Origin of the sequence: Streptomyces sp. NRRL F-5122, assembly GCF_001507435.1 — a bacterium.
Lineage (GTDB): Bacteria > Actinomycetota > Actinomycetes > Streptomycetales > Streptomycetaceae > Streptomyces > Streptomyces lannensis.
The window spans coordinates 169,702-189,019 of the sequence record NZ_LMWH01000001.1; the positions used below are offsets into that span (position 1 = coordinate 169,702).

Annotated in this window: 19 protein-coding genes and 6 tRNA genes; 9 read left to right on the forward strand and 16 right to left on the reverse strand. The window is 72.2% G+C overall.

Annotated features, from left to right (window positions below; translation table 11 throughout):
* Positions 1 to 599: 599 nt before the first annotated feature.
* Both ADL25_RS00735 and ADL25_RS00740 read right to left on the reverse strand, forming a co-directional pair.
* Positions 600 to 671 (reverse strand) — tRNA-Val (locus ADL25_RS00735).
* A gap of 67 nt (positions 672 to 738) precedes the next feature.
* Positions 739 to 1,173, reverse strand: coding sequence for a TIGR02611 family protein (locus ADL25_RS00740; protein WP_059125586.1), 435 nt, complete (start codon positions 1,171 to 1,173; stop codon positions 739 to 741).
* 191 nt (positions 1,174 to 1,364) lie between these two features.
* On the opposite strand from ADL25_RS00740, the gene ADL25_RS00745 reads away from it, so the two are divergent.
* A complete protein-coding gene (locus tag ADL25_RS00745; protein ID WP_003959770.1) occupies positions 1,365 to 1,778 on the forward strand; it encodes an SsgA family sporulation/cell division regulator in 414 nt (137 codons plus the stop codon).
* Between the two features lie 307 nt (positions 1,779 to 2,085).
* Positions 2,086 to 2,643, forward strand: a complete 558-nt coding sequence (locus tag ADL25_RS00750) for a CGNR zinc finger domain-containing protein (protein WP_059125848.1) — start codon at positions 2,086 to 2,088, stop codon at positions 2,641 to 2,643.
* A 99-nt stretch (positions 2,644 to 2,742) separates the two neighbouring features.
* Here ADL25_RS00750 and ADL25_RS49600 read toward each other — a convergent pair whose 3' ends face one another.
* A complete protein-coding gene (locus ADL25_RS49600; protein WP_181923014.1) occupies positions 2,743 to 2,895 on the reverse strand; it encodes a hypothetical protein in 153 nt (50 codons plus the stop codon).
* Positions 2,896 to 3,083: 188 nt separating this feature from the next.
* A complete protein-coding gene (locus tag ADL25_RS00755; protein WP_059125587.1) occupies positions 3,084 to 3,530 on the reverse strand; it encodes a hypothetical protein in 447 nt (148 codons plus the stop codon).
* 230 nt (positions 3,531 to 3,760) lie between these two features.
* Between ADL25_RS00755 and ADL25_RS00760 the strand changes: the two genes are divergently transcribed.
* Positions 3,761 to 4,282: a DsbA family protein gene (locus ADL25_RS00760; protein WP_059125588.1), complete on the forward strand. Its 522-nt coding sequence runs from the start codon at positions 3,761 to 3,763 to the stop codon at positions 4,280 to 4,282.
* Positions 4,283 to 4,285: 3 nt separating this feature from the next.
* On the opposite strand, the gene ADL25_RS00765 is transcribed toward ADL25_RS00760, so the two are convergent.
* The 3 genes from ADL25_RS00765 to ADL25_RS00775 are packed head-to-tail and all read right to left on the reverse strand — an operon-like array spanning position 4,286 to position 7,033.
* On the reverse strand, positions 4,286 to 5,110 hold the full coding sequence (locus ADL25_RS00765) for a GNAT family N-acetyltransferase (protein WP_059125589.1): 825 nt from the start codon (positions 5,108 to 5,110) through the stop codon (positions 4,286 to 4,288).
* Positions 5,111 to 5,162: 52 nt separating this feature from the next.
* Complete coding sequence (locus tag ADL25_RS00770) at positions 5,163 to 5,984, reverse strand: aminotransferase class IV (RefSeq protein ID WP_059125590.1); 822 nt, start codon at positions 5,982 to 5,984, stop codon at positions 5,163 to 5,165.
* Positions 5,981 to 7,033, reverse strand: a complete 1,053-nt coding sequence (locus ADL25_RS00775; protein WP_059125591.1) for a chorismate-binding protein — start codon at positions 7,031 to 7,033, stop codon at positions 5,981 to 5,983. Before ADL25_RS00775 ends, ADL25_RS00770 begins: the two co-directional genes overlap by 4 nt.
* A gap of 176 nt (positions 7,034 to 7,209) precedes the next feature.
* Between ADL25_RS00775 and ADL25_RS00780 the strand changes: the two genes are divergently transcribed.
* The 5 genes from ADL25_RS00780 to ADL25_RS00800 all read left to right on the forward strand — a co-directional run bounded on the left by ADL25_RS00780 (position 7,210) and on the right by ADL25_RS00800 (position 7,673).
* Positions 7,210 to 7,282 (forward strand) — tRNA-Gly (locus ADL25_RS00780).
* 39 nt (positions 7,283 to 7,321) lie between these two features.
* Positions 7,322 to 7,395, forward strand: a tRNA-Cys gene (locus ADL25_RS00785).
* 1 nt (position 7,396) lies between these two features.
* Positions 7,397 to 7,468 (forward strand) — tRNA-Val (locus ADL25_RS00790).
* A gap of 19 nt (positions 7,469 to 7,487) precedes the next feature.
* Positions 7,488 to 7,559: transfer RNA gene (locus tag ADL25_RS00795), tRNA-Val, on the forward strand.
* Positions 7,560 to 7,601: 42 nt separating this feature from the next.
* A tRNA-Val gene (locus ADL25_RS00800) sits at positions 7,602 to 7,673 on the forward strand.
* Positions 7,674 to 7,803: 130 nt separating this feature from the next.
* Here ADL25_RS00800 and ADL25_RS00805 read toward each other — a convergent pair.
* The 4 genes from ADL25_RS00805 to ADL25_RS00820 all read right to left on the reverse strand — a co-directional run bounded on the left by ADL25_RS00805 (position 7,804) and on the right by ADL25_RS00820 (position 9,963).
* The gene (locus tag ADL25_RS00805; protein WP_079050101.1) at positions 7,804 to 8,088 is read right to left on the reverse strand and encodes a zf-TFIIB domain-containing protein; all 285 of its coding nucleotides are present in this window, start codon (positions 8,086 to 8,088) and stop codon (positions 7,804 to 7,806) included.
* Positions 8,089 to 8,186: 98 nt separating this feature from the next.
* Entirely contained in the window at positions 8,187 to 9,104 is a 918-nt protein-coding gene (locus ADL25_RS00810) for a phosphotransferase family protein (RefSeq protein ID WP_059125593.1), read from the reverse strand.
* A 174-nt stretch (positions 9,105 to 9,278) separates the two neighbouring features.
* Entirely contained in the window at positions 9,279 to 9,488 is a 210-nt protein-coding gene (locus ADL25_RS00815; protein WP_059125594.1) for a hypothetical protein, read from the reverse strand.
* A gap of 199 nt (positions 9,489 to 9,687) precedes the next feature.
* Entirely contained in the window at positions 9,688 to 9,963 is a 276-nt protein-coding gene (locus ADL25_RS00820) for a hypothetical protein (protein WP_059125595.1), read from the reverse strand.
* A 196-nt stretch (positions 9,964 to 10,159) separates the two neighbouring features.
* Between ADL25_RS00820 and ADL25_RS00825 the strand changes: the two genes are divergently transcribed.
* Positions 10,160 to 11,467, forward strand: a complete 1,308-nt coding sequence (locus tag ADL25_RS00825) for a serine/threonine-protein kinase (protein WP_059125596.1) — start codon at positions 10,160 to 10,162, stop codon at positions 11,465 to 11,467.
* Positions 11,468 to 11,530: 63 nt separating this feature from the next.
* Here the strand turns inward: ADL25_RS00825 and ADL25_RS00830 are convergent, their stop codons facing one another.
* The 5 genes from ADL25_RS00830 to cbiE form a co-directional block, all read right to left on the reverse strand.
* Complete coding sequence (locus tag ADL25_RS00830; protein WP_059125597.1) at positions 11,531 to 11,923, reverse strand: NUDIX domain-containing protein; 393 nt, start codon at positions 11,921 to 11,923, stop codon at positions 11,531 to 11,533.
* A gap of 11 nt (positions 11,924 to 11,934) precedes the next feature.
* The gene (locus ADL25_RS00835; RefSeq protein WP_059125598.1) at positions 11,935 to 12,753 is read right to left on the reverse strand and encodes a TrmH family RNA methyltransferase; all 819 of its coding nucleotides are present in this window, start codon (positions 12,751 to 12,753) and stop codon (positions 11,935 to 11,937) included.
* Between the two features lie 63 nt (positions 12,754 to 12,816).
* Positions 12,817 to 14,049, reverse strand: coding sequence for a uroporphyrinogen-III C-methyltransferase (cobA, locus tag ADL25_RS00840; RefSeq protein ID WP_059125599.1), 1,233 nt, complete (start codon positions 14,047 to 14,049; stop codon positions 12,817 to 12,819).
* Positions 14,050 to 14,225: 176 nt separating this feature from the next.
* Entirely contained in the window at positions 14,226 to 17,741 is a 3,516-nt protein-coding gene (gene cobT, locus ADL25_RS00845; RefSeq protein ID WP_059125600.1) for a nicotinate-nucleotide--dimethylbenzimidazole phosphoribosyltransferase, read from the reverse strand.
* Positions 17,742 to 18,086: 345 nt separating this feature from the next.
* Positions 18,087 to 19,298: a precorrin-6y C5,15-methyltransferase (decarboxylating) subunit CbiE gene (gene cbiE, locus ADL25_RS00850; RefSeq protein ID WP_059125601.1), complete on the reverse strand. Its 1,212-nt coding sequence runs from the start codon at positions 19,296 to 19,298 to the stop codon at positions 18,087 to 18,089.
* Positions 19,299 to 19,318: the final 20 nt, after the last annotated feature.

Below are 19,318 nucleotides of genomic sequence, written 5' to 3' on the forward strand. Positions count from 1 at the left end.
CCGCGACCGGCGCCGCGATTGAGTACCCGTACTCATGCAGTACGGAGGGCCGCGGACCCAGAATGCGGCTGCGAGCGCCGCCGCCCGTGCGGCGGCGCTCCCCCGAGAGCGCCGCGCTCCGCCGTCATCGGGCACTTCGGAACGTCCCGCTCGGCGGTCGCAGCCTTCGACGCCGCTCCGCCGGATCCCCCGCCCGAAGTCCCCGTCGTTCTCCGGGAGGTGGCCCGGCTTCACATTCCGGACGTCCGGCGGCACTTGAAACCGAGCAGAACACGCCTTTTGTCGTACTTCCGCAGAAATACCTCGGCGTTCCGGAATAGGGTGACGCATTTCTGTCCGCGGCCCATTCTCCGAGTCCGCCGCACCTCGATCTTCTTGATCCACGGACAGTTCTTTTCGAAGAACACGACGGGTCGTCCGGCTCTTTTCCCGGACCCTCGACCGCTCGCCGGAAGTAACGGAACGTGACCGACCGGTTCCTTCGCCGAGCCGTTGTGTGAATCGTTCCATTCGGGATGCCCGCCGCCCGGCCGGAGCGGACATACGACGAGGGCGGCGTGACCCACGGTGTCCGCGAGTACACGCCGCCCTCGATCTTGTGGGCGATACTGGGTTCGAACCAGTGACCTCTTCGGTGTGAACGAAGCGCTCTCCCGCTGAGCTAATCGCCCGGGCGCACGGAGAACATTACCGCATGTCAGGTGCGTCTCCGACCATGCGCCGGCGGCAGCGAAGCGGCTACTCCTCGACGTTCCAGGGCATGGCCGCACCGAACCGCCAGACGTAGACACCGGCGAGCACGGCCACGATCGTCACGCCGAGGGTGGTCAGCACGATGTTGCGCCGGCGCACCTTGGGGTCGAGCGCGCGCTGTGCAGCCTCGGTGACCTTGCGCTTCGTCCAGCGCAGCACCAACTGCGCCCAGACGAACTCGGTCGCCCAGAGCGCCAGGCCGGCGAAGATCACCAGCCAGCCCGGACCGGGCAGCGGAAGCAGGACCACACCCACGGCCACGACGGCGAGTCCGGCCACGAAGACGCCCACCTGCCAGCTCAGATGCAGCGCCTTCCGTGCCTTGATGAATTCCGGCGCCCGGGAACCGAGCTCCCGCTCCGCCTTCGCCTCGCTCGCAGCCACGGCGATCTCGCCCGGCTCGTCACTCGCCGTATTCATACGAACAAAGCCTACCGGAGAGAAACCGGTCACCAGAATGGGCGTACCACGCAAACACCATCTCGGCCGGATGAGCTACGCATAGACAGGCAAAACACTCAGAGGGGTTTACAACGGCACCGTAGGTGGCATGTCGATTTCGCCGACGTGCGAATCCCCGAGCGCACACTGAGCGAAAGGCCCTGGCGCTTATGAACACCACGGTCAGCTGCGAGCTGCACCTGCGCCTCGTTGTGTCGAGCGAGTCCTCACTGCCTGTACCCGCGGGACTGCGGTATGACACGGCCGATCCCTACGCCGTGCACGCCACTTTCCACACCGGAGCCGAGGAAACCGTCGAGTGGGTGTTCGCCCGCGACCTCCTCGCAGAGGGCCTGCACCGGCCCACAGGGACGGGCGACGTCCGCGTCTGGCCGTCCCGCAGCCACGGTCAGGGCGTCGTATGCATCGCCCTGAGCTCCCCGGAGGGTGAGGCCCTGCTCGAGGCCCCGGCGCGGGCCCTCGAGTCGTTCCTGAAGCGTACCGACGCGGCCGTGCCACCCGGCACGGAGCATCGTCATTTCGATCTCGACACGGAGCTCTCCCACATCCTGGCCGAGAGCTGAAGCGACACCTCGAACCGCCCGACGCCGTCCACTCGGGGAGACGGCTCGGGCCAGGACAACCGCATACGGCACACCCAGGGCGCCGTCGCCGCGAACCTTCGTGGTGACGGCGTTCGAGGTGCACGCGCACGGTCACGACGTTGTCCCGGATCGTGACGGAGGGGCCCCGCACCGCGGCCCGGAGCCGTCCCGTCCGCGCGGCGGCGGACTTCCCGCCCGGCTGCGCCCGTCCACGGCGGCGAGCGAGCCGCTAGGCTCGGCCAGCATCGGCGGGCGTCCGCCCGACCTCCAGGCCAGGGAGCGACACGTGCTGATCACCCACGACACCCGGTGCGCGCTCGACCTCGTGGTGGATCTGGTGAACACCGCACCCGAGGGCGACGAGGCAGACGCGCTCCCGGACGTCGCCGCCCTCGACGATTTCGCGCGCAACCACGATCTGAGCGATGTCGGCGTCCTGTCGGAGTTCGATCTCTCGGCCGTGCGGAAGATCCGCGGGCGGTTCGCCGCGGTCTTCGCCGCCCATGACGCCCGGACCGCGGCCGGGCTGATCAACGAGTTGGTCGCCGCGGCGGGAACGACGCCGCGCCTCACCGACCACGACGGCTACGACTGGCACGTGCACTACTTCGCACCCGGTGCCTCGGTCGCCGATCACATCGCCGCGGACTGCGGTATGGCCCTGGCGTTCTTCGTGGTCGCCGGGGAGCAGGAGCGGCTGCGCCGCTGCGAGGCGCCCGACTGCCGGCGTGCCTTCGTCGACCTCTCGCGCAACCGATCGAGGCGCTACTGCGACAGCCGCACCTGTGGAAACCGCCTGCATGTGGCCGCCTACCGGGCGCGCCGCAAGGAGGCGGCGGGCTGAGCGGGCCGTTGCCGGACGTTCCCGTCGTACGTTCCCCCTCGCGCGGGGCGGGGGCTGACGGAGCCCTCGGCGGGTGGCGCCAGGGGCTCCGCATACGGCTCAGAGCATCAGCAGATCGTGCAGTGATGCCATGAGCAGCAGGCAGCCGATAACCGCAAGGAAGATCATCAGCGGTGGCTGGGAAAGCGCGAAGAGACAACCCCGGCGTTCCTCGGGAGGAACAGCGGTGTCGCTCTGGGTTCTGTCCAGCATCTCGCGGCGATGATGACGCAGCCCGCACCCGCTACGCGATCAACACGCTCGGAATGACGGGGAGTTCTCCCATATCCGTGATCTACGGAACGAAGCTGATCCCGGCGTGTGCAACCTTGATCATCCGACGGCGTCGCGCGACCGTTGTGTCGTTTCAAAACGGCGCTCGCGCCGGGCGGCGCGCCTCCTCAGATGCCGTGCTTCTTGAGGATGGCCTCGATGTCGCTGAAGTCGTCCGATGAGTCGCCCGCAAGGGGGGTGGCCTTGGGGCGGGTCGCCGGAGGGCGGGAGGCGCCGAGCGCCGGTGCGGAGGCCGCCGGTGCCACCGGCTCGCGCTCGGCGGTCCGGGCCGCTCTGCGTTCCTTGCGGGTACCGTCGCCGCGTCGGCGCTCCACCGCCCGTGTGGTCGCGAACAGCAGCCACGCGACGGCGAGCACACAGAAGCCCGCCCATGCCGTCGGACTGAACGCCGTGTCGGCCAGCCAGCCCACGACACCCGTCATCACCAGGCCGACCGGCACCAACGCGTAGGCCGCGATACGGGCCGCGGCCAGAAAACGCTTGCGCCAGGCCGTTACCGCGGCGATCCCCAGACCGGCCGCGGAGACGGCGGAACAGACTGTCTCGGCAATCATCCGGACCTCCAGGGCGGTGATCGGTCGGGCAGGGTCGGTTCGTCCCTTCCATCCTGCACCGCCGCACACCCCGCGGGCCACGGTCCGAGCGGACCTCAGGGAGATCTCCGGGTCGGCTCCTCCTCAGGGCGCGGCCCCTTCTGCACCCCGCGCACCACAGGCACCGCCGACGCCCCCCGCCGGTCAGGTCCGGTTGGGGAGGCGTCCGCGGTCCTGGGAGACTGTCGCCCATGAACGATTCCTCCCCCGCCCGTGCCGCCGCCCCCGTCCTGGACGTCTGGTGCGAGCTCCAGTGCCCCGACTGCCGCACCTCCCTCGAGGACCTGCGAGCGCTGCGCGAGCGCTACGGCGACCGGCTGGAGCTGCGGCTGCGGCACTTCCCGCTGGAGAAGCACCAGCACGCCTTCGCCGCGGCGCAGGCCGCCGAGGAGGCACTGGCGCAGGGACAGGGCTGGCCGTACGTGGAGGCCGTGCTGGCCCGGGTCGACGAGCTGAGCCGCCGGGGCGAGGCGCTCCTTGTCGAGGTGGCCGGCGAACTCGGCCTGGACGCGGAGGAGTTCGACACCGCCCTGATCGACGGCCGGCACATCCTGATCGTCGACGCCGACCAGGCCGAGGGCAAGGCGATCGGTGTGACCGGCACCCCCACCTATGTGATCGACGGACTGCGTCTCGACGGCGGCAAGAGCCAGGAAGGCCTGCGGGAGCGCATCGAGGAGATCGCGGACCGGCTCCTGGCCGAGGGGGCCTGAGCCTCAGGCCAGGTCCTTGTAGAAGTTGTACGAGGTGGTCTCGTACCCCAGCGAGGTGTAGAGGCGTTCGGCCGGGGCATTGCCCGCGAAGACGTGAAGGGCGATGCTGTCCTTGCCGCCCTCGGCCGCCTGCGCCTCGGCGAGCAGCATCAGTGTGCGCCCGTGACCGCGGCCCCGGTGCTCGGCGTGGACCTCCACGTCCAAGACGAACGCGCTGTCCGGCCACAGTCCGAGCCACAGGACGCCGACCGGGTCCCCGTCGCTCTCCAGGACGCTGATCACCGTGTTCTCGCTGGCGAGGCCGTCCGGCAGGAATCGCACGTCGCTCTGCTCGGCCTTGGCGTACGCCTCGGCGGTGGACGCTCCCCGCTCGATCAGGCTGCGCGCGAAGCCCTCCCGCGCCTGTGCCCGCCACGGGCCGTACTCGGCCTCGGTCATGGGACGGGCCACGAGGCCGGCCGGCAGCCGGGGCACGTCGGCCTCCAGCCGCTTCTCCATGTTCCGGCTGCGCAGGACGTACCCGAGTGCCGTCGCCAGCCGGCGGGCCGCCTCGGCGTCACCGGGCACGGAGCCCTCGATGCGCTTGCAGCCCCAGCCGCGCGCCACCTCCTCGGCGGCCAGCGCGGCCACCGTGCCCCTGCCCCTTCCGCGGTCCGGCTCCTCGATGCACAGCTCCCCGAGGCAGGCCACGGTGGGCCCGTACTCGGGGTGCGTGGACAGGTGTATCCCACCGATCGGACGGCCGTTCACACACACCTGATAGCGCTGTGAACGCGTTCCGTCCGGGTCGTGGCGAAGCGGCTCGGTCGGCCGCAGGGTCGTGGTCATCACAGGTGTTCTACCCGGTACCGCGCCGCGGGGCAGCCGAATTTCGCCCGGCTCAGGGGTCGAGGTCGTTCCCCGCCCGCTCGTCGAAGATCCGCATCGCCTTGGCGGTCACCGGACCCGGCGCACCCGGCAGTTCCCGGCCGTCGACCCGGTGCACCGCCTGCACGTCCCGCAGCGTGGAGGTGAGGAAGACCTCGTCCGCGCGCTCCAGGACGTCCAGCGGCAGATCGGTCTCCTTGGCGCCCGTCCAATCGACGGTGAGCGCGCGGGTGATGCCCGCGAGACAGCCGGAGGCGACCGGCGGGGTGTGGATCTCGCCGTCGAGGACCACGAAGACGTTCGACCCGGTGCCTTCGCAGAGCCGCCCGACCGTGTTGGCGAACAGCGCCTCGGAGGCGCCCTGTTGGGAGGCGCGGGCCAGGGCGACGACGTTCTCGGCGTACGACGTGGTCTTCAGGCCGGCCAGCGCGCCGCGTTCGTTGCGGGTCCACGGCACGGTGATCACTGCTGTGGCGTCGGGTCGACGCTTCGTCGCTCCGACGGCGACCACGAGCGTCGGGCCCTGGTCGCCGCGGTCGGAACCGAGCGGGCCGTAGCCGCCGGTGTACGTGATGCGCAGCCGGCCGAGCGGCACCGGCTCGGCCTCCAGCACGGCGGCGCAGGCCCGCCGGACCTCGTCCAGGTCGGGGTCGGGCAGCCCGAGGCCGCGCGCCGAGCGAGTGAGCCGGTCGAGGTGACGGGTCAGCGCGAACGGCCGTCCGTCGACCGCCTTGACGGTCTCGAAGATGCCGTCGCCGACGGTCAGTCCGTGATCGAGGACGGAGACGCGGGCGGACTCGAGGTCCTGCAGCCCGCCGTCCAGCCAGATCTTCACGTGAGGGTCCCTCCACTCGCCTCGTACGCCCCCGACGCTACCGTGAGCAGTCGGGCGGCCTTCAGTTCGGTCTCCTGCCACTCCCCCTCCGGGTCGGATCCCCAGGTGATGCCCGCCCCCGCGCCGAAGCGCAGCACGGCGGCGTCGCCCGGAGTCCGGTCGATCCAGAACGTGCGGATGCCGACCGCCAGCTCCCCCACCCCCCGGTCCGCGTCGACCCAGCCGACACCGCCGCAGTAGGGGCCCCGGGGTGCGGTCTCCAGGGCGTCGATGATCCGCAGGGCGCTGGATTTGGGCGCACCCGTGATCGAGCCGGCCGGGAAGGTGGCGTCGAGCAGCTCCGGCCAGCCCACCTCCGCGCGCAGCTCGCCGCGGACCGTTGAGACGAGGTGCACCAGACCGGGATGCTTCTCGACGGCGCACAGGTCGGGCACGGACACACTGCCGGAGGTGCAGACACGGCCGAGGTCGTTGCGGACCAGATCCACGATCATCACGTTCTCGGCGTAGTCCTTCTCCAGAAGGTCCTCCTCGGTGCGTCCGGTGCCCTTGATCGGGCCGGACTCGACACTCCGGCCGTCTCGGCGCAGGAAGAGCTCGGGGGAGGCGGTGGCGACCTCCACCCCGTGTCCGGGAAGGCGGATCGTTCCTGCGTAGGGAGCAGGGTTGCCGCGCGCCAGCACGGCGGTCAGCGCGTCCACGTCCGCGTCGGCCGTCACCGGGGCGGAGAGCACCCGGCAGAGGTTCACCTGGTAGACCTCGCCGGTCGCGATGTGCTCGCGGATCTTGCGCACCCCCGCCGTGTACGCGTCGCGCTCGAGCGACGACGTCCAGTCACCGGTCGACGGGCCCCGCCATCGACCGGGCACCGGTGCGGGCACGGGCTCCTCCCGTACGTCCTGGAAGCGGGCGCAGGTCAGACGCCCCTCGTAGTCCGCGCAGACCGCCCAGAAACCGGTGGAGTCGAGGGCCGCGGGATCGTCGGTGACATCGAGGAGACCTGTGGCCACGCGGTCACCGAAACGTGCGAGAGGAGGGAGGTGGAGCACACAGTCGAGTCTATGGCGGTGTCGCGCCGGTGGCCCGGACATGTCCCCGTGGGGCCCTGACCATGACCTTGACCAGGTGCAGGGCAGCACGCTGCACAAACGCGTTTTTGTACTGGCTCCGGAATCCGCTAGAGTTCAACTCGTCGCCGGGACGCGGGAGCGTACCGAAACGACAGGCGGACGTAGCTCAGTTGGTAGAGCGCAACCTTGCCAAGGTTGAGGTCGCGAGTTCGAGCCTCGTCGTCCGCTCGAAGGAATCAGGGGATCTTCCCGACCCCCTGCACTCCGGGTGGAGTGGCCGAGAGGCGAGGCAACGGCCTGCAAAGCCGTCTACACGGGTTCAAATCCCGTCTCCACCTCCAAGGACGATTAGCTCAGCGGGAGAGCGCTTCCCTGACACGGAAGAGGTCACTGGTTCAATCCCAGTATCGTCCACTGGTCCGCGAGGATCCCCGCGCGATTAGCTCAGCGGGAGAGCGCTTCCCTGACACGGAAGAGGTCACTGGTTCAATCCCAGTATCGCGCACGCAGCAACCACGGCCGTCTCTGCCGAGCGGCCATGGCCCGAGGACGATTAGCTCAGCGGGAGAGCGCTTCCCTGACACGGAAGAGGTCACTGGTTCAATCCCAGTATCGTCCACCGGATCGAGGGTGGCCCGTACCGTGCGAAGAGCGCGGCCGAGCCACCCTCGTCGTTTTCCCTTGTCCTCGACGCGCGTTGCGGGACGACAAAGCCCCCCGGCCCTGTGGGCGGGGGGCTTCTGCGTGCCTCAGCTGGAGAACAGCATGTGGCCGAAGCTCTTGTGGCGCTGGTGGCCGTAGTGCCCGTGCCCCCCGTGGCCGCCGTGCGGTGCGCCCCAGGCGGGGGCGGCAGGGTAGGCCTGCGGGGCGGGCGGGGGCGGCGGAGCGGGCTGCGTCCACTGGGACTCCAGGCGGGTCAGCGCCTCGAGCTCCCCGTAGTCCAGGAAGATGCCGCGGCAACCGCTGCACTGCTCGATCTGGACGCCGTTGCGGTTGTACGTGTGCATCGGCGCATGACACTTCGGACACTGCATGGTCGGCTCAACTCCTCGCCGGTCGGTGGTGCTTCGCCAGGTAGGGACTCACTTCCGTGCTGGCCGGTTGCAGCCTACGTCCTTCACCCTCGCGCCAACTACGGCACTTCGGCACTCATTCGAACACACGCTTGGACGACGGCCTGCTCCACCTCGTCCAGGGGACGGTCCGCTGTGACCGACTTGGCGACGGCCAGCGCCGCAGTCTGCACGGTGAGGGCGCGGGCGGGGACGTCGAGCGCGGCCCAGGGGTCACCGTCGAGCGGGACGGCCGGTCCGCCCTCCTGCCGGTAGGCGGTGAGGAACCGGGACCACTCGTCGGGCGGAAGCAGCCCGCAGGCGTACCACGCGGCCGGCCGGGCCAGGTCCCAGGCCGGGTCGCCCGCACCGAGGTCGTCGACGTCGATGAGGAGCCAGGAGCCGGCGTCCGGGGGGTGGCGCACGAGCTGGCCGAGGTGGAGGTCGCCGTGGCACAGAGCGCGCGGGGGCGGCGGGGCCGCCTCGTCGCGGGCCCACGCCGGGAGGGCCGCCCAGGCCTTGAGCACGGGCTCGGCGGCAGGGTGCGGGCCGGCCGCGCCCATGCGCCGGATCGCACGGGCGGCCTTGGCCGGCCCCCGCATGGGCGGCAGGCCTGCGGGCACGGGGGCCCGGTGCAGCCGGGCGAGGAGGCGCGCGGCGGCCTCCCAGGGGGCGGCCTCAGGGCGGTCGGGGTCGACCGGGGTGCCGTAGGGCCAGAAGGTCACGAGGCGACCGTGGAGGGTGACCGGAGTGGCGTCGAGGGGGGCGAGCAGGGTGCCGCCGAGGCGGGTGGCCGCGGCGAGGCGGAGCGAGAGCTCGGCGGGGTCGGTGCCCGGCGCATGGGCCTTGGCGACGGTGGCGCCGTGGCGGACGACGGCGGCGGTGTCGCTGCGCTCTGCGAGGACCGCGTCCGAGGTCGTGCACCTGCACTCCGCATCGGGGTTCGAGTGCACCGTGGCACGTGCTCGTGCGGCGAGTGCGGGCAGGAGTGCGTTCATGGGCCCTCGGAGTGTACGTACGGCTGTGCGGGGAGCGTACGCCGCGAACAGGACAACGCCCGCGCAGCTCCCCAGCTGCGCGGGCGTTTGTGCCGTCCGCCGCACCCCCGTCCCCACGGGGTCTTATGGGTGGATGTCCCCGCCCGGACCGCTCTTCCGGGCCTGGGGCGCCGCTCAGCGCCCCAGCATCACACCCACGGACGACGCTTGTGTGACCACTGCATCCCAGCCGCCGAAGGCGTATACGAGCAGGGCCGCCAGGGGAAGGACCATCGCTGTCGCCACCAGCGGGTGGCGGCGGCTCGAACGGCCGGTGCCGAACGCGGCGCCGTATGCCTTGCGTCCCTGCATGCGGATCAGCGTCCGCGGTGCCGTCTGGGCCATGGTCCCTCTCCTGACCGTTGTGCTGTTGTCCTTGGCAGCGGCGGGTGTCTGACCTCGGGGGACGAGTGCTGCACCCGCCGCTTGACCTCAAATCTAGGTGCCGGGCCGACGGGGGGCGTCATGCCCTCGTACCGATTGCCTGGCCTCCCGGAGGATGACCGATGACCTGCGGTGTACTCCCCTGGGTGGAGACGAGGTCCTAGGTCTCGGGGTCTTCCCCGAGGGGACGCCCCGAACGTCCCCCGTGCTCCGATGCGTCCTCCCGCGGGACCGGCTGCTCCACGAGCGCCAGCACCCGGTTCGCCATGAACCGGGCGGTGCGCACGACGGAGCCGTTCCGGGTGACTTCGCTCACTTCCACCACTCCCCTGCGCACCGCCGTCTCCACCCGGCGGCCCGCCCTGCTCGCCACGACCTCGTAGGTGCGCGTCGTGTCCCCGGCGTCCACGACTATCTCCACACGATCACCCTTCACGGGCTCAATCCCCCTTCCGCCGCGGGAGGTTGGGATCACAGGCAGCACAAGGCCGGCCTGTTTGCGCCTCCCCTGACCACCCCTCAAGTCTCGCACCCGGCAGTGACAATCGATCGGGGCGAGAGGGCGCGGCCTCTGCGCGCACCCGGCCGCGGAAACGTAAGCTGTGGCTCGTCAGACGGACCGGGCAGCGGGGATGGACATGGCGATGATGCGCCTGAGGCGTGAGGACCCGCGTGTCGTCGGCTCGTTCAGGCTCCACCGGCGGCTCGGCGCGGGCGGGATGGGCGTCGTCTACCTCGGTTCCGACAAACGGGGCCAGCGGGTGGCGCTGAAGGTGATCCGGCCGGACCTGGCGGAGGATCAGGAGTTCCGGTCGCGGTTCGCACGCGAGGTCTCGGCGGCACGGCGGATCCGGGGCGGATGCACGGCGCGGCTCGTGGCCGCGGACCTGGAGGCGGACCGTCCGTGGTTCGCCACACAGTACGTGCCCGGCCCCTCCCTGCACGACAAGGTGGCCGAGGAGGGCGCTCTGTCGGCCGCCGACGTGGCCGCGGTGGGCGCCGCACTGTCCGAGGGCCTCGTCGCGGTGCACGAGGCCGGGGTCGTCCACCGCGACCTGAAGCCGTCCAACATCCTGCTGTCCCCAAAGGGGCCGCGGATCATCGACTTCGGCATCGCCTGGGCGACCGGCGCCTCGACGCTCACGCATGTCGGCACGGCCGTCGGATCGCCCGGTTTCCTCGCCCCCGAGCAGGTTCGCGGTGCGGCCGTCACCCCGGCCACGGACGTGTTCTCGCTGGGCGCCACGCTGGCGTACGCGGCGACCGGTGACTCGCCCTTCGGGCACGGCAGTTCCGAGGTCATGCTCTACCGGGTCGTGCACGAGGACCCGCAGCTGCACGGCGTGCCCGACGCCCTGGCCCCGCTCGTCCGCGCCTGTCTGGCGAAGGACCCCGAGGAGCGGCCGAGCACCCTCCAACTCTCGCTCCGCCTCAAGGAGATCGCGACTCGGGAGGCCCAGGGCCTCGTGGACGCGCGGCCGACCGCGCAGTCCGGTGGACCTGACCGGCCCACCGGGCGGCTGGCGGAGCAGTACGCCGACCAGCGCACCGTACGGCGCCCCCCGGGGCCGGGCACTCCCCCGCCCCGCAGCAACGGCTCACGGCCGGGGTCGCGCCCGACGCCGGTCCAGCGCACCGCGCCCCGCTCCGGCGGTCGTCCCGCACCGCGCAGCGGGGCCGGACGTCCCGCGCCGCGGACCACCGGGACAGGCCGGCGGCCGGCCAACCCACGACTGCTGCGCCAGCGGCTGTTCGTCTTCGTGGTGGTGACGCTGCTGGTGGCACTCGGCATCGCGGCGGCCCAGGGCTGTCAGGGCCCGGCGCGTGGCCTGGACCGCGGGGACATGCGCCGGGAGGTGGGCCAGGAGCGGTTGTACGCCCCTCCCACGGGTGAGGCGATGGCCGACCGGCACGCGGGCGGGCCGAGCGCGGCGGGCTGACGGGCGATCAGCGCGAGGCGTCCGCGGTCGTCCCGGCGACCGCGTCCGCACCCGCGGCGGCCGTCACAGCCCCGGAAGGATCCGTTCGAAGAACTCACGGTCGCCGTCGAAGATCAGATCCATCGCCAGGTACTCCTCGACGGTGACCCAGCGGGCCTCGGCCACCTCCCCGGGGTCGGCGACCACCTCGTCCGTGCCCACCGCCGCGGTCCACCAGTGGAGGCGGAAGACGCCGTCGTCGGTCTCGGACTCCCAGACCTTCGCCAGCGGTGCGACGGTCAGACCGACCTCCTCGCGGACCTCCCTGACCAGGGCCTCCTCCTGGGTCTCCCCGGGCTCGAGCTTGCCGCTGAGCGGCGCCCAGTAACCGGAGCGACGCGCCTCGGGCCCGCGTTTGACGACGAGCACCCGGTCACCGCGCCGCAGCACGGCGACGATCGCCTCCCGCAGGGCCATCGGGCTCCTCCTCAGGGCAGGGGGCGACCGGTGGCCACCGCGTAGAAGGCGACGGCCGCCGCCGCTCCCACATTGAGTGAGTCGACCCCGTGCGCCATGGGGATGCGCACCCATTCGTCCGCGGCGACCAGCGCCTGCGTGGACAGACCGTCGCCCTCCGCGCCGAGCATCAGCGCGACCCGCTCCATCTTGTGCGGCGCGGTCTCGTCGAGGGTCTTGGCCTTCTCGTCGGGGGTGAGGGCGAGCAGCGCGAATCCGGCCTCGCGCACCGACTCCAGGCCCTTGGGCCAGGTCTCGAGGCGTGCGTACGGCACCGAGAAGACCGCGCCCATGGAGACCTTCACGCTGCGGCGGTAGAGCGGGTCGGCGCAGTCGGGCGACAGCAGGACCGCATCCATCCCGAGGGCCGCGGCGGAGCGGAAGATGGCGCCGATATTGGTGTGGTCGTTCACGGATTCCATGACCACCACACGACGGGCGGTGGACAGGAGCTCGTCCGCCGTCGGCAGTGGTCTGCGCTGCATCGAGGCGAGCGCGCCACGGTGGACGTGGTAGCCGGTGACCTGCTCGGCGAGTTCCGGGCTGACGGCGTACACCGGCGCCGGGAGCTCGTCGATGACGTCCCGCATGACGTCGACCCACTTGGCGGAGAGCAGCATGGAGCGCATCTCGTAGCCGGCGTCCTTGGCGCGTCTGATGACCTTCTCGCCCTCGGCGATGAACAGGCCCTCGGCGGGTTCGCGCTTGCGGCGCAACTCCACATCGGTCAGACCCGTGTAGTCGCCGAGGCGCGGGTCGTCGGGGTCCTCAACGGTGATGAGATCGGCCACAGGGTGATACTGCCTTGTCCTGGGAGTGGTGCCAACGGCTGGAACGGGCCGGGTTACCCCGGGTTACTCGACAGGCCGCGGAGCGGCCTTCACGACCTCGCCGATGACGATGACGGCCGGCGGCTTCACGCCCTCGGCCCGCACGGTTGCGGCGACCGTGGCGAGGGTGGCGTCGACGCGGCGCTGGGCCGCCGTCGTGCCTTCCTGGACCAGGGCGACCGGGGTGTCGGCGGCCTTGCCGTGGCCGACGAGCGTCTCGGCGATCTTCCCGATCTTGTCGACGCCCATGAGGATCACCAGCGTGCCGGTGAGCCGGGCAAGGGAGGGCCAGTCGACCAGGGACCGCTCGTCGTCCGGAGCGACATGGCCGCTGACCACCGTGAACTCGTGTGCGACACCCCGGTGGGTGACCGGGATGCCGGCCGCGCCCGGCACCGAGATCGAACTGGAGATGCCGGGAACCACCGTGCAGGAGATGCCCGCCTCGGCGAGCGCCTGCACCTCCTCCATGCCGCGGCCGAAGACGAACGGGTCCCCGCCCTTGAGCCGCACGACCGACCTGCCCTGCCGGGCGTGCTCGATCAGGGCGTCGTTGATGGCCTCCTGGGCCATGGCACGGCCGTACGGGATCTTCGCCGCGTCGATCACCTCGACGTGCGGCGGGAGTTCGGCGAGGAGATCACGAGGACCGAGGCGGTCCGCGATGACCACGTCGGCCTCGGCGAGCAGGCGGCGGCCGCGGACCGTGATCAGGTCCGGGTCGCCGGGGCCGCCCCCGACCAGCGCGACACCGGGGGTGCGGGTGCGGTGGTGCGGTGCGACGAGCGTGCCGGCGCGCAGGCCCTCGACGACGGCGTCGCGGATGGCGGCGGTGTGCCGCGGGTCGCGGCCCTTCGCGGCGGTGGTGAGGACGGCGACGGTGACGCCTTCGCTGTGACCGGTCGCCGGGGTCCAGGCGGTGGCCGCGTCGGCGTCGTCGGAGCGCACGCACCACACACGGTGGCGCTCGGCCTCGGCTGAGGCGGCGGCGTTGGCCTCGGGATCACTGCTGGCGATCAGGGCGTACCAGGCCCCCTCCAGATCCCCGGGCCGGAACGGGCGCCTCAGCCAAGTGATCTCTCCCGCGTCCGCCATGGCCTCGACCGAGGGTGTCGCCTCAGGTGACACGAGCAGTACGTCGGCGCCCGCCGCGATCAGGGCCGGAAGTCGGCGCTGGGCGACCTGGCCGCCGCCGAGAACGACCACACGACGACCGGAGAGACGGAGCCCTACGGGGTAAGGGGGGTGTTCGGCCATGGCGGTACGGCTCCTCGTCCAGGCGATGCGGAAGACGGCCCCTACGCCTTTGGAGCGGCCCTGACGTGGGAATTTTACGTTCGGCCCGGCCGGATGGCGCAGGTGGGTGCGCCCGGTGGACAGGACCGGGACGGATCGCGGGGAACCCGGGCCCGGCGCCCGGGTCCCGTCCCCGCCTACTTCTCGGTCACCCCTGCCGAGTCGAACGTCGCCACCTCGTGCATCGCCCGCGCGGAGCTCTGCACGAGCGGCAGCGCGAGGAGCGCTCCGGTCCCCTCGCCCAGACGCAGGTCCAGGTCGACCAGAGGACGCAGACCCAGCTTGTTGAGGGCGGCGACATGACCGGGCTCCGCGCTGCGGTGGCCCGCGATGCACGCCGCAAGGACCTCGGGCGCGATCGCTCGGGCCACCAGAGCGGCGGCTCCCGCGCTGACACCGTCGAGGATCACCGGTGTGCGCAGGGACGCGCCGCCGAGCAGCAGGCCCACCATCGCCGCGTGTTCCAGACCGCCGAACGCGGCGAGCACGCCGATCGGATCGGCCGGGTCGGGCTGGTGCAGTTCGATGGCGCGGCGCACGACCTCGGTCTTGCGGGCCAGCGTCTCGTCGTTGATGCCCGTCCCGCGGCCGGTCACCTCGGAGGGGTCGGTGTCCGTGAAGACCGCGATCAGGGCGGCCGAGGCCGTCGTGTTCGCGATGCCCATCTCACCTGTCAGCAGCGCCTTGTTGCCGGCCGCCACGAGGTCGCGGGCCGTCTCGATGCCGACCTCGATCGCCTGCTTGACCTCCTCGCGGGTGAGCGCGGGGCCGGTCGTCATGTCCGCCGTGCCCGCGCGGACCTTGCGCGGCAGAAGACCAGGGGTCGCCGGCAGGTCGGAGGCCACGCCCACGTCGACGATGCAGACCTCGGCGCCCACCTGGTTGGCGAAGGCGTTGCAGACCGCGCCGCCGCCGAGGAAGTTGGCCACCATCTGACCGGTGACCTCCTGCGGCCAGGGGGTGACGCCCTGGGCGTGCACCCCGTGGTCACCGGCGAAGATCGCGACGGCGGCGGGCTCCGGGATCGGCGGCGGGCACTGCCGGGACAGGCCGGACAGCTGTGCGGAGATGATCTCCAGCATGCCGAGCGCGCCCGCGGGCTTGGTCATGCGCTTCTGCCGCTCCCAGGCCTCGCCGAGGGCCTTGGCGTCCAGTGGACGGATGCCCGCCACGGTCTCGGCGAGCAGGTCGTGCGGCTCCTCGCCGGGCAGTGCCCGGCGGCCGTACGTCTCCTCGTGCACGACCCAGGACAGGGGACGGCGCTTGGACCAGCCCGCCTGCATCAGCTCGGGCTCCTCGGGGAACTCGTCGACGTATCCCACGCACAGATAGGCGACGATCTCCAGGTGCTCGGGCAGTCCGAGGGCGCGGACCATCTCACGCTCGTCGAAGAAGCTGACCCAGCCGACACCGAGGCCTTCGGCACGGGCGGCGAGCCAGAGGTTCTCGACGGCGAGCGCGGAGGAGTACGGGGCCATCTGCGGCTGGGTGTGCCGGCCGAGCGTGTGGCGGCCGCCCCGTGTCGGGTCGGCGGTGACGACGATGTTCACCGGCGTGTCGAGGATGGCCTCGATCTTCAGTTCCTTGAACTGCTTCGCCCGGCCCTTGGGCAGCGACTTGGCATAGGCCTCACGCTGACGCTGTGCCAGTTCGTGCATGCTGCGGCGGGTTTCGGCCGAGCGGATGACGACGAAGTCCCACGGCTGGGAGTGCCCCACCGAAGGCGCCGTGTGGGCGGCCTCCAGCACGCGCAGCAGCACCTCGTGCGGGATGGGGTCGCTGCGGAAGCCGTTGCGGATGTCACGGCGCTCGCGCATCACGCGCAGCACCGCCTCACGCTCGGCGTCGTCGAATCCGGGCGCCGCCGGGCCGGTGGACTCCTGTACGTCTTCCACTGCGGCCGTGCTCTCTTCCTGCTCGGCGGCCCTGGTGTCCAGGTCCTCCGCCTGTTGTGCTGCCACGGGCCCCGATTCCGCGACCGGCGGCTCCGGGACGGCCGACTCGCCCTCACGGGGAGCGGGGACGACGAGGATCTGTTCCTCCGGCGCCGGGGCGGCGGCCTGCTCCTCCTGCTCGGCCGAGGCCGGAGCGGGGTCCTCGGCGGCCGGCTGCTCCTGGTCCGGCAGCGGAGGCACGCTCAGTCCGTGCGGCGGGGTCGGGGCCAGGTGCGGCGTGGTCGGCACGATGCCGTCGACGGGGACGAACTGGCCCAGTGAGTGGTCCGCCCCGAACTCCGCCGCGACGCCGTGCTCGCCGACCGGCTCACCGGTCGCGTGCTGCCCGGTGGGTGTCCGCTCACCGTGCGCCTGTTCGCCGGGCGACGGCTCGCCGTACGCCTGGACGGCGACGGCACCCGGCGCCACGGCCTCGACGGACACGCCGACGGGAACGGCCCGGACGGACCCGGGGAACGCGGGCTGCGCCTCCTCGGCGCCGTGCGGCTCGGGCGGCGCGAACTGCGCCCCGGCGTCCGGGAGCACCGGCGCCTCGTCCGCCGCGGGGGCCGGCTGCTCGGACGCCGGTGCGTGCGCAGCGATGCCCTGGGCCGGGGTGTGCTGTGCCGCGGCCCGGACGTGCGCGGCCGGCACCATGACGCCGGACGCGGGGGTGTGCGCGTCGGCGGGGGTCAGGAGCGCCCCGGTCCCGGTCACGGGCGCGGGTGTGCCGTCGTACGGGGTGCCGCCCGTGGGCTGCACGGGTTCCGCGACGGGTGCGGCGGCGGAGAGATGCGGGTCCGGCGCGAAGTCCACCGCGGGCTCCGCTTCCCGGGCGGCGCCCGAGGCGATCGGCCCGTCCGGCGCCGGGGCGCCGATGTGCGGGGTGCCGTGGGCGGGCGTGCCGTCGGCGGCGAGCCCGGTCACGGGCATCGGGACGACGGGCGGGGTGTCCGGAACCTGATGGACGGACGGCGCGGCCGCCTGCGCTCCCCAGGAGTCGTGCGGTGTTTCCGCGGAGTACTGCGCCTCGACTCCGACGGGCGTCGCGGGTGTCTCGAACGCCGGGGAACCGGCCGGGGTCCCCGGTCCGTGGAGCGTGCCGGAGCCCTCGGCGACCCCGGACACGGCGTCGGGGGCGACCGGTGCGGGGAACGGCTCGGGGGCCGCCGGGGGAACGACCGTTTCTTCAGCCGTCCCCTCGGGAACGGCCGGCGGCACGGTCTGGGTCTGCGTCGAGGAGCCCCACGGTGCTGCGCCCTGGGGGGAGTTCTCGAGCTGGGACACGTCCAGGTACTCGGGGCCGGTCGTCGGCGGCCCGGAGGCGCGCATGGGAACGCCCGCAGGTCCACGGTCGGCGAGCGAACGCACCAGGCTCGAGGAGGCGTCCGGGGTGGGCGGCCCGAGGTGCAGCGGACGGCGCTGCGGCGCGGGCGCGGCGGCCGCCGCGCGGACCGCGCCGAGGTCGATCGAGCCGCTGTCCCGGCCGGCCGTCTCGTGCGGGCCGGGCTCGTGCGGGAACGGAGCCGGCGCCGGCTGCGCCATCTCGTTGCCCCACGCGCCCTGCTGGCCGGGCATCAGGAGCAGGTCGTCCTCTTCGGCGGGGGTGTCGGAGTGGTCGAGGTAGGTGTACGCGCCCGGCGCGAGGACGCCTGGCTGTTCCACCATGCCTGCGTTCTCCGGCAGTCCCTCGCCCGGGACCTGGCCGGTGTCGGTCATGCGTATCCCTCGCCCATCGGTTTAGTGCTCCTACGACCAGCTCGCCCGGAAGGACTCGCCGACCGCCCGCAATGAAGAACGAGCGTCCGCGCCCAGCGGCACGAACGACCCGCCAACAATGACGACAAAGCCATTGAACGGCATTCTTCCGGTCACCCGTCCACCGCGTCAGCCTGATCCACGACGGCCCGCTGTGGACTGCGCCACGTTGCGCGCCCTCCGGTTCCGCCGTACCACCCATGCCCCAAAAGGGATGCGCTTTCCGGACATTGGCTGACGATGTGCCGGATCACCCAAGTGCGGTACAACGGTCGGCCAGCCTACCGCGCCGGTAGGACAACAGGATCACGGGGCGCGTTCGGGCAATCGCCCGCTGAGCAGGAACGCGACGCTCCGTTCCTTCTCCGTCCAGGCCCGCGTGTCGAGTTCGACGGACTGCAGCAGGGCGCACTCGACCTCGTAGCCGTGCTCCGACAGGCCCCTGCCGACGAGCTCGGCCTCGTCGCGAGTGGCGGCGTGCGCGACGATGCACTGCGGGCGGCGGTCCGCCACGGCCGAGACGACCGCGGCCCCCCCGCCGCCGACGCGTACGACGTCCGGTTCGGGCAGGTTCTCCAGGATGTGCGGGGCCGTGCCCTGGACGACCTGGAGCTGTACCCCGAAGGTGCGGGCGGCCGCCGTCGTGCGGGCGCAGGCGTCCGGGTCGAGGTCGACGGCGATGACGGCGGCCCCGCAGCGGGCGGCCTCCACGGCGAACGCCCCGCTGCCGCTGCCGATGTCCCACACCAGGTCGCCCACCCGTGGGCCCAGCCGGGCCAGTTGGGCGGCACGCAGCAGATCCGTTTCGCCTTCGCCGAGCCCTCCGCCGTACGCCTCGGCGGGCAGCGCCCAGCCGCGCGGCTCGGCGCCCGGGTCACGGCCGGCGATCCAGCCGCCCCCTTCGACCGCGGTCACGGGTCCGCCGATGACGATGACGACATTGGGGTCGCGCCAGGTGTGGTCGGCCGCCTTGTCCGAGGTCACGACCGTGACCTGCTCGCGGTCGGTGCCGAGCTCCTCGCAGATGACGAAGGTGCGGTGGACCCCTTCGAGCAGCAGGCCCAGCTCGGCCGGTCCGGCGCCCGGTGAGGTGAGGACCGCGACTTTGGTGTGGGCCCTGCACACGTTCACCGCGCGGCGCAGGGTGCGGGGGTGTGCGACGACCACCTGTGCGTCGTCCCACGGCATACCGGCGCGTGCGAAGGCGGCGGCCACCGCGGAGACGGCCGGCACGACTTCGACCTCGAGGCCGAACTCGGGAGCGCGCAGGGTGCGTACGACGCCGAAGAAGCCGGGGTCACCGTCCGCCAGGACGACGGCGGTGCCTCGGTGGGCTGCGATACGGCGGGCGGCGAGGGCGAGGCTGCCCAGCCGGATGCGTTCGGCCGTCGCGGGCACCTCGGGGAGTGCGAGGTGGTGCGCCGCGCCGGCCACGAGCGTGGCGGCTCCGAGGGCGGAGCGCGCCGCAGCCGTCAGCGGCGAGCCGTCCCAGCCGATCACCGTGACGCGGTCGGCCATCGTCGTCAGTCTCCAGGAGG

Bases quoted from the DNA above. Each gene is read 5' to 3' on its own strand.
- ADL25_RS00815 (WP_059125594.1), bottom strand. From the start codon at position 9,488: ATGGCCCAGACGGCACCGCGGACGCTGATCCGCATGCAGGGACGCAAG.
- ADL25_RS00830 (WP_059125597.1), bottom strand. From the start codon at position 11,923: ATGGCCCTGCGGGAGGCGATCGTCGCCGTGCTGCGGCGCGGTGACCGG.
- cobA (WP_059125599.1), bottom strand. From the start codon at position 14,049: ATGGCCGAACACCCCCCTTACCCCGTAGGGCTCCGTCTCTCCGGTCGT.
- ADL25_RS00765 (WP_059125589.1), bottom strand. From the start codon at position 5,110: ATGACCACGACCCTGCGGCCGACCGAGCCGCTTCGCCACGACCCGGAC.
- ADL25_RS00745 (WP_003959770.1), top strand. From the start codon at position 1,365: ATGAACACCACGGTCAGCTGCGAGCTGCACCTGCGCCTCGTTGTGTCG.
- ADL25_RS00755 (WP_059125587.1), bottom strand. From the start codon at position 3,530: ATGATTGCCGAGACAGTCTGTTCCGCCGTCTCCGCGGCCGGTCTGGGG.
- ADL25_RS49600 (WP_181923014.1), bottom strand. From the start codon at position 2,895: ATGCTGGACAGAACCCAGAGCGACACCGCTGTTCCTCCCGAGGAACGC.
- ADL25_RS00805 (WP_079050101.1), bottom strand. From the start codon at position 8,088: ATGCAGTGTCCGAAGTGTCATGCGCCGATGCACACGTACAACCGCAAC.
- ADL25_RS00810 (WP_059125593.1), bottom strand. From the start codon at position 9,104: ATGAACGCACTCCTGCCCGCACTCGCCGCACGAGCACGTGCCACGGTG.
- ADL25_RS00825 (WP_059125596.1), top strand. From the start codon at position 10,160: ATGGACATGGCGATGATGCGCCTGAGGCGTGAGGACCCGCGTGTCGTC.
- ADL25_RS00760 (WP_059125588.1), top strand. From the start codon at position 3,761: ATGAACGATTCCTCCCCCGCCCGTGCCGCCGCCCCCGTCCTGGACGTC.
- cbiE (WP_059125601.1), bottom strand. From the start codon at position 19,298: ATGGCCGACCGCGTCACGGTGATCGGCTGGGACGGCTCGCCGCTGACG.
- cobT (WP_059125600.1), bottom strand. From the start codon at position 17,741: ATGACCGACACCGGCCAGGTCCCGGGCGAGGGACTGCCGGAGAACGCA.
- ADL25_RS00740 (WP_059125586.1), bottom strand. From the start codon at position 1,173: ATGAATACGGCGAGTGACGAGCCGGGCGAGATCGCCGTGGCTGCGAGC.